This is a genomic window from Klebsiella sp. CN_Kp091 (assembly GCF_040065095.1).
GTDB classification, from domain to species: domain Bacteria; phylum Pseudomonadota; class Gammaproteobacteria; order Enterobacterales; family Enterobacteriaceae; genus Klebsiella; species Klebsiella aerogenes.
This window is the reverse complement of the sequence record NZ_JBEAIO010000023.1, coordinates 1-7,914: the sequence shown is the minus strand read 5'-3', so window position 1 is coordinate 7,914 and position 7,914 is coordinate 1. Positions and strand designations below refer to the sequence as shown.

The following is a 7,914-nucleotide window of genomic DNA, read 5'->3' as shown; positions in this document are numbered from 1 at the left end:
GTTCAGCGGCAGACCGAACCACTGTTTGTTATTAACGGACATGTTAACCTCGATTTCAGGATGCAGAGGAGCGGCTCCGCTGTATAACAGCGGAGCATTATTGTTATTAAATTAAAGAGGTATGTTATTCGCGGATTAGCCGACCGGCCTGTTGTAGCGCTTTGTAGGCCTCATACCTGCGTTGATGCAGCGGACTAAACGCCGTCTCGCTGCGATAGGTTTTATCCACTCTGGTGAACCGCTTCATGGCGTCCGGTAGCGAGGCGGCGACGTTGCCCGCGACGGCGCCGAGGATGGCGGAGCCCAGCAATACTGGTTCGCTGCTGGCGGTGCCGACCACGGTCACGCCGCAGGCGTCGGCCAACAGTTGGCGTACCAGCGGGTGCTGCCCCGCGCCGCCGCTGATAACGATATTTTCGCTCTCAATACCACAGGCGCGTTGGGCATCGAGGATCTGCCGCAGGCCGTAGCCAATTCCGCATAATCCGGCGACGTACAGCGCGGTCAGGTTATCAAGATCCCGCTCCATCCCCAGCCCGGCAATCAGCGCTTTCGCGTGGGGGTCGGCAAGCGGTGCGCGATTGCCGAGAAACTCCGGTACGACATGCAGTCCATCTGCCAGCTGCACCGCCTCCGACGGCGAGGCAACCTGCGCCAGCACGCGATCCGCCAGCCAGACCGGCAGCGGAACGGCGGCGGCTTTGGCCTGTTCACGCGCTTCTGCCGCCGCCGGATGGAAGCTCAGTAACTGGTCGATAGCCGCGCCGGCGGCGCTTTGTCCGCCTTCGTTCAGCCAGTAACCCGGTACCATCGCCGAATAGTAAGGACCCCAGACCCCTGGAACGAACACCGCTTTCTCGGTGGTGGTCATGGTGCAGGAGGAGGTACCGAAGACGTAGGCCATATTATTCACCGCGCCGTTGAGTACGCCGACGGTGCCGATGCCGCCTGCATGGGCGTCGATCATCCCGACCGCCACCGGCGTACCGACAGGCAGGCCCATCTCTTCAGCCGCCGCCGCGGTTAACCCATCACCACATGGCGTTCCCGGATCGACGATACGCTGGCCGATACGGGCGAAGTCTTCATCCGCCAGCTCTGCGAGGCCAATCTGGCGAAAGTAATCGGCATCCCAGCGTTTTTCATGGGCCAGATAGGTCCATTTACAGGTGACGGTACAGACGGATCGGGCCAGATCGCCGGTCGCGCGCCAGGTGAGATAGTCGGCCAGGTCGAAGAAATGACGCGCGGCGGCAAAGATCTGCGGGCGGTTTTCTTTCAACCACAGCAGCTTCGGTGTTTCCATTTCCGGAGAGATAGTCCCGCCGACGTACTGCAGCACCGGATGGCGGGTGGCATTGATGCGTTCCGCCTGTTCGGTGGCACGGTGATCCATCCAGACGATAATATTGCGATCTGCCTCTTCGCTGGGCCCGACGGCCAGCGGCGCGTCATTCTCCCCGATTACCACCAGCGAGCAGGTGGCGTCGAAGCCGATACCGGCAACCGAGTGCGGAGAGACGGCGGCCTTTACGACCGCGCGTTTGATGCAGTCGCAAACCGCCTGCCAGATTTCGCGGCTGGATTGTTCCACCACGCTGCCGGCGCTGCGGAAGAGGGTGATCTCCCGGGTGGCGTGGGCCAGCAGTTCGCCGCTGAGGTTAAATACCCCGGCGCGCACGCTGCCGGAGCCGACATCGACGCCGATAATGGTTTGAGTCTCGCCATTCATAAAATCGTCCTTTTAGTCACCGATACCGGGGGTTATAAATCAACGCTGTTAGGCAGAATAACCAGGTCGCGTACGGTGACGTTTTTCGAACGGGTGACCATAAACAGCACCGATTCGGCAACTTCGATAGGCTGCATCAGGCTACCGTTAGCCAGCGCTTCTTCCATTTTCTCTTTCGGCCAGTCATCGAGCAGGGCGGTAACCACCGGGCCCGGCAGTACCGCGCCGACGCGGACGCCGTGTTGGGAAACCTGGCGGCGGGTGGTATGAACAAACGCCTGTACGGCGAATTTTGAGGCGGTATAGATAGGTTCCCAGATAACCGGCACCACGCCGGCGATGGAGCTGGTGAAAATAATATCGCCGGATTTTTGCGCGATCATATGCGGCAGCACGCTACGCACGCAGCGGAAGGCGGCGTTAGTATTGAGGTGCAGCACGCGATCCCAGACGTCCGGGTCACCCTCAGCGACAGGGCCGCCAATGTAAGCGCCAGCGTTGGCGTGGAAAATATCGAGACGGCCGGCAAGTTGCAGGATGCCGTCAATGATCTTATCCACCTGCTCGCCCTGCATCAGATCGACCTGTAAGGCAAAAGCGTTTTCGCCAAGCTCTGCCACAATCTTGTTGAGCTTTTCGCCTTCACGGTCGATCAGAACCACCTTCGCGCCCGCGCCAAGCAGGGTTTTCGCGCATTCAAGACCAATGCCGGAAGCGGCGCCGGTGACCGCGGCGACTTTGCCGCTAAGAGAAGTATTCATAGAGGATACGGAGTGGTTCATTTTATAATCCTTCATGTTGTCTGTTTTGCTCACCAAGCTGGTCTCGACGAGGTTGAGGAGCGGTTACCTGCTACAACAATCTGGCCTGTCAGAGCAGGAGTAACTAAGTTAAGCTATTGAATATCAGCACCATTTATTTCAATTTGCTGATGTCTGAACAAGTATTGAGTGTATACGCTAGCGAGCGTCATGGTTGCTCAATCGATGAAGCTAATGTTGCGCCAGCTTCATCGATTGAGCAAGTGGGGAAATTAACAGCGAAATGAATTTGTGACGCAAGTTGGGAAAATGAAAAAAATCACTATCTACGATCTGGCGGAATTATCCGGCGTTTCGGCAAGCGCGGTGAGCGCGATCCTCAATGGCAACTGGAAAAAACGCCGTATCAGCGCCAAACTTGCGGAAAAAGTGACGCGCATTGCGCAAGAGCAGGGCTACGCGATTAATCGCCAGGCCAGCATGTTGCGCAGTAAAAAATCGCATGTCATCGGGATGATTGTCCCCAAATACGACAACCGCTATTTTGGTTCAGTGGCGGAAGGCTTTGAAGAGATGGCGCGTGAGCGCGGCCTGCTGCCGATTATTACCTGTACTCGCCGTCGACCCGAGCTGGAAATCGAAGCGGTGAAAGCGATGCTCTCCTGGCAGGTGGACTGGGTGGTGGCGACCGGGGCGACTAATCCGGATAAAATTACCGAGCTATGTCAGCAGGCGGGGGTGCCGACGGTTAACCTTGACCTGCCGGGCTCCACCGCGCCGTCGGTGATCTCAGATAACTACGCGGGCGCCCGCGCGTTGACCGATAAAATTCTTGATAACAGTCTCAATCGCCACGGCAAACTGGCGCCGCTGTATTTTGTCGGCGGGCGCAGCAGCGACCACAACACTCTGGAGCGTTTACGCGGATTTCGCGATGCTCATGCGGCGCGCGGCATGAGCGTGCCGGAAGAAAACATTCTTTCTCCGGGCTATTCAAAAGGCAAAGTGGAAGCCTGTATGCAGGCGCGTTTTAAAAGCGCCGATGAACATCTGCAGGGTTTCTTCGTTAACTCGACCATCTCGCTGGAAGGGGTGGTGAGATGGCTGGCGCAGTTGGGGCTGACCGGCGTCGAGCAGCCGCCGATGGGCTGTTTTGACTGGGATCCGTTTGTTTATCTGCTGGGTCACGATATTGACATGGTGCAGCAGAACGTCCCGGCGATGCTGGAAGCGGTATTTAATATCATTGACGCAGGCGAAGCCAGCCAGCAGCGGGTAGAGATCCCGCCGCTGCTGATTAGCAGCCGCGAGCACCTGGCCTGAAAAACCGCTGGCGCTAGCGCGTCAGCAGCCAGCGGGCGGTATGTTCATCGGTCACCAAGCCGTTAATCCAGCCGCCTTTTAACGCCGCGAGGATCGCCGGGCGCTTGTTCTCGCCACAGGCGACGGCTATCCGCGGGCACTGGTTTTGGCGGATATCGTAGCTGGTGATCAGGCGATTAATTTCGCTGTCGACGACGGAGCCGTCGGCATCGATAAAGCGGCCGAGGATCTCGCCGATGCCCCCGCGCGCCGTCAGTTCATCCAGTTGGACTTTATTAATAAACCCGTCTTTGAAGATCGGGCTTTGGGTACCCAATGGGCCGATACCGACGAAAATAACGTCCGCCTGCTGCGCTGCGGCAGAAACGTTGCTGAACAGGCGGCTGCCGCACCACATCTCATGTTCCTGACGGGTTTGCGCATAGCGCGGCGCGGGCCACTGGTAGTAGTTGGCCTGAATTTTCCGCGCCAGCAGCAACGGCACATCATCGTAGTAGTTGCATTTTCCTTCATCGTTCATTGCGCTAATCAGCGCCACGCAGCGGCTGTTCGGGCTATCGAAATCAATGCGCTGGATGGTCTTTTTCAGCGTTAATCCAGAACCAATGCCGATTATTTTGGCGTTATCGCTCTGCAGGTAGCGGGCCATCAACTGATAACAACCGAAGGAAACGCTATCCAGCGTGCTCTCTTCGTTGTAGGTCGGCACGATATTGCACTCGATGAGTTGATACTTTTCCTGCAACAACTGCGCATAATCGAGGCAGTTCGCTACCGGATGATGCAAGCCAATCGACACAATCCCTTCTTCTTTCGCCGCGGCGATAAGGCGCTGGACCACCGGCCTTGAGGTGCCAAGATGGCTGGCGATTTCGCTCTGATTCTGACCGGCAATGTAGTACATCCATGCGGCGCGGACCTTCTGATCCAGCCTGATGTCGTCTTCTTTACTCACGGTGTCCTGCCTTAAATACGCGGGCGCAGTAGCGCAGATACCCGCATTTTGGCTGCGGTTTTCAAAACAGGCAAGCTTTTGCTCTATTTTGGTCATTTGTAATTTTAATGGGTAATTGCTCTTTTGTGATCCGTAGCTCTTATTTGATTCAAATGATCATCTACAGTGAGCCGCATCACCTCAAGGAGAGCAGAACATGAATACGCAATTCACATGGCTTCACATCGGTCTCGGTTCTTTCCATCGCGCGCATCAGGCGTGGTACCTGCATCGGCTGCGGGTTTCCGGCGATTCGCGCTGGCATATCGCGGCGGGCAATATTCGCAATGACGCCGAGCACGTGGTGCAGGCGCTGGCGGCGCAGAAAGGGCGCTACGTTCTGGAAACGGTGAGCCCGGAAGGGGAGCGCGAATACGAAGAGATCGCTTCAATTCAAAAATTACTGCCGTGGCAGGCGGGGCTGCAGCCGCTGATTGATGAAGGCGCGAATCCGCAGACTAAAGTCATTGCTTTCACGGTGACGGAAGGGGGCTATTACCTCAATACGCAACATCGCCTTGAAACCAGCAACGCCGATCTGCAGGCCGATTTGCAGGGGGATTGCAAAACCATATACGGCACTATTACCCGGATTCTTGAAAAACGTATCGCCGCCGATGCTGGTCCGCTGACGCTGCTTAACTGCGACAACGTGCGCCACAACGGCGAACGTTTCCATGATGGACTGGTGGAATTTCTGCAGCTGACCGGTAAACAGCAGGTTATTGACTGGCTGGCGGAGAACGCGACCTGCCCAAACACGATGGTCGATCGTATCACGCCGCGCCCGGCCGCCGGTCTGGCGCCACGTATCAAAGCGCAAACCGGCATCGATGATAAAGCGCCGGTGATGGGCGAAACCTTTATTCAATGGGTAGTAGAAGATAATTTCCGCGCTGAGCGCCCGGCGCTTGAGACGGTGGGCGTCGAGATGGTGGCGTCGGTTATCCCCTATGAAGAGGCGAAGATTCGCATTCTTAACGCGTCGCATAGCTGTATCGCCTGGGCGGGAACGCTGTTGGGGCAGCAATATATTCACGAGAGTACGCTTACCGATGCCATCTACGCTATTGCTGACCGTTACGTCAGTGAAGATGTGATTCCGTGTCTGGGCGATAACGGTATCGACCTGGCAACCTACCGCGACGTGGTACTCAAGCGTTTTACCAACCCGTATATCCAGGACACCAACCAGCGGGTGGCGGCCGATGGATTCTCAAAAATCCCGGCGATGATCGCCCCAACCCTACAGGAGTGCTATCAGCGCGGCGTGCGCCCGCAGGCTACCGCCATGCTGCCGGCGCTGTTCTTCGTCTTTATGCAGCAGTGGCATAAAGGGGCTTTACCGTATCAGTACCAGGACGGAATTCTTGATGAATCGGCGGTACACGCCATGTTTAATTCGCCTGACCCGATCGCCCGGTACGCCGGTGATAAAGCCCTGTTTGGCGAGCTGGCGGAATCGGCGGATTTCCACGCGCTGCTGCGTGAGCAAATCGCCGCCGTCTACGCGCTGACCCAGCAGGAGGCGCTATGTATTTAGGTATCGATCTCGGCACTTCGGAAGTTAAAGCGCTGGTGCTGGATGAAAACAATGCGGTCGTCGCCAGCCATAGCGCGCCATTGACCATTCAACGGCCGCATCCGCAGTGGTCTGAACAATCGCCGCAGGCGTGGTGGGAAGCGACAGAATATCTGATTGCCACTCTACGCGAGAAGTGCGCGAGCCATTGGTCGGCGATTAAAGCCATCGGCCTTTCCGGGCAGATGCACGGGGCCGTACTGCTGGATGCCAGCGGCGAAGTGATTCGCCCGGCGATTTTATGGAACGATACCCGCTGCGCGCAGGAGTGCGCCGAGCTTGAAGAGATGGCGCCAGAGCTGCATCAGGTGGCCGGTAATCTGGCAATGCCGGGGTTTACCGCGCCGAAACTGCTGTGGGTGCGGCGTCATGAGCCGCAGCATTTTGCCCGTACCGCCTGCGTACTGCTGCCGAAGGATTTTCTGCGCTACAAGATGACCGGCAAAAAAGTCTCCGATATGTCGGATGCCGCCGGCACCCTGTGGCTGGATGTCGCGCGACGCGATTGGTCCGACGCGCTGCTGCAAAAGTGCGGCCTGACGCGGCAACAAATGCCGGAACTGGTGGAAGGATGCGACGTTTCCGCCACGCTGGCGGCAGACATTGCCGAACGCTGGGGGCTTAATCCTTCGGTGCTGGTGGCGGGGGGCGGCGGCGATAATGCGGTCAGCGCGATTGGCGTTGGCGCGGTGTCGCCGGGAGACGCTTTTATCTCGCTGGGTACCTCCGGCGTGCTGTTTGTCGTCACCGACAGCTATCGTCCGGCGCCGCAGTCGGCGGTGCATGCTTTCTGTCATGTGCTACCGAACCTGTGGCATCAGATGAGCGTGATGCTCAGCGCCGCCAGCTGTCTGCAGTGGTTCTGTCGTCTGACCGGTACCACCGAAGTGGCGCTACTGGAGGAGATTGCCCAGTTAAGCGCAGACGAAAAAGCCAATGCGCCATACTTCCTGCCTTATCTTTCCGGCGAGCGTACCCCGCATAACGATCCTCTGGCGCGAGGTATGTTCTGGGGAATGACCCATGCCAGCCTGCGCGCTCAACTGGGATATGCGGTGCTGGAGGGAGTGAGCTTCGGTATTGCTGACGGCCTGCGCGTATTGCAGGAGAGCGGAACCCGTATCGACCAGTGCTCACTGGTTGGCGGCGGCGCCCGCAGTCCGTTCTGGGCGCAACTGCTGGCGGATATCCTGGCGATGCCGGTGGTGACGCATAAAGGTGGGGAAACCGGCGGCGCGCTCGGAGCGGCGCGGCTGGCCAGCCTGGCGGCGGGCAAACCGTTGGCAAATGTTTGCCATAAGCCGGAAATCTGGCAAACCTGGCAGGCGGATCCGCAGCGTCATCAGGCGCTGATGCCGCGTTACGCCCATTTCCAGTCTCTGTACCTCAACGACCGACATTTTCGACAGCAATAAGACATATGACGCTCCGGCGAAACTGCCGGAGTGATTCTCCTGCACCCTACAACAACGAGGTCACCATGTCCGTTAATCACCAACAGTGGATGGGTCTGCCGCTGAAT

At 57.8% G+C, this 7,914-nt stretch carries 6 protein-coding genes; 3 read left to right on the top strand and 3 right to left on the bottom strand.

Features of this window, described 5'->3' with window-relative positions; genetic code table 11:
* Positions 1-124: 124 nt before the first annotated feature.
* Complete coding sequence (locus ABLV17_RS13560; RefSeq protein ID WP_113375071.1) at positions 125-1,732, bottom strand: FGGY-family carbohydrate kinase; 1,608 nt, start codon at positions 1,730-1,732, stop codon at positions 125-127.
* Positions 1,733-1,764: 32 nt separating this feature from the next.
* On the bottom strand, positions 1,765-2,514 hold the full coding sequence (locus ABLV17_RS13555; protein ID WP_015365771.1) for an SDR family oxidoreductase: 750 nt from the start codon (positions 2,512-2,514) through the stop codon (positions 1,765-1,767).
* Between the two features lie 288 nt (positions 2,515-2,802).
* Here ABLV17_RS13555 and ABLV17_RS13550 point away from each other — a divergent pair, with 288 nt between their 5' ends.
* Positions 2,803-3,816, top strand: a complete 1,014-nt coding sequence (locus ABLV17_RS13550) for a substrate-binding domain-containing protein (RefSeq protein ID WP_087859656.1) — start codon at positions 2,803-2,805, stop codon at positions 3,814-3,816.
* Positions 3,817-3,829: 13 nt separating this feature from the next.
* Here the strand turns inward: ABLV17_RS13550 and ABLV17_RS13545 are convergent, their stop codons facing one another.
* Entirely contained in the window at positions 3,830-4,771 is a 942-nt protein-coding gene (locus tag ABLV17_RS13545; RefSeq protein ID WP_113375075.1) for a sugar-binding transcriptional regulator, read from the bottom strand.
* Between the two features lie 196 nt (positions 4,772-4,967).
* On the opposite strand from ABLV17_RS13545, the gene dalD reads away from it, so the two are divergent.
* Positions 4,968-6,353, top strand: a complete 1,386-nt coding sequence (gene dalD / locus ABLV17_RS13540; protein ID WP_308958645.1) for a D-arabinitol 4-dehydrogenase — start codon at positions 4,968-4,970, stop codon at positions 6,351-6,353.
* Complete coding sequence (xylB, locus tag ABLV17_RS13535; RefSeq protein ID WP_348854327.1) at positions 6,344-7,807, top strand: xylulokinase; 1,464 nt, start codon at positions 6,344-6,346, stop codon at positions 7,805-7,807. Before dalD ends, xylB begins: the two co-directional genes overlap by 10 nt.
* Positions 7,808-7,914 lie beyond the last annotated feature (107 nt).

Bases quoted from the DNA above. Each gene is read 5' to 3' on its own strand.
- dalD (WP_308958645.1), top strand. From the start codon at position 4,968: ATGAATACGCAATTCACATGGCTTCACATCGGTCTCGGTTCTTTCCAT.
- ABLV17_RS13550 (WP_087859656.1), top strand. From the start codon at position 2,803: ATGAAAAAAATCACTATCTACGATCTGGCGGAATTATCCGGCGTTTCG.
- ABLV17_RS13560 (WP_113375071.1), bottom strand. From the start codon at position 1,732: ATGAATGGCGAGACTCAAACCATTATCGGCGTCGATGTCGGCTCCGGC.
- ABLV17_RS13555 (WP_015365771.1), bottom strand. From the start codon at position 2,514: ATGAACCACTCCGTATCCTCTATGAATACTTCTCTTAGCGGCAAAGTC.
- xylB (WP_348854327.1), top strand. From the start codon at position 6,344: ATGTATTTAGGTATCGATCTCGGCACTTCGGAAGTTAAAGCGCTGGTG.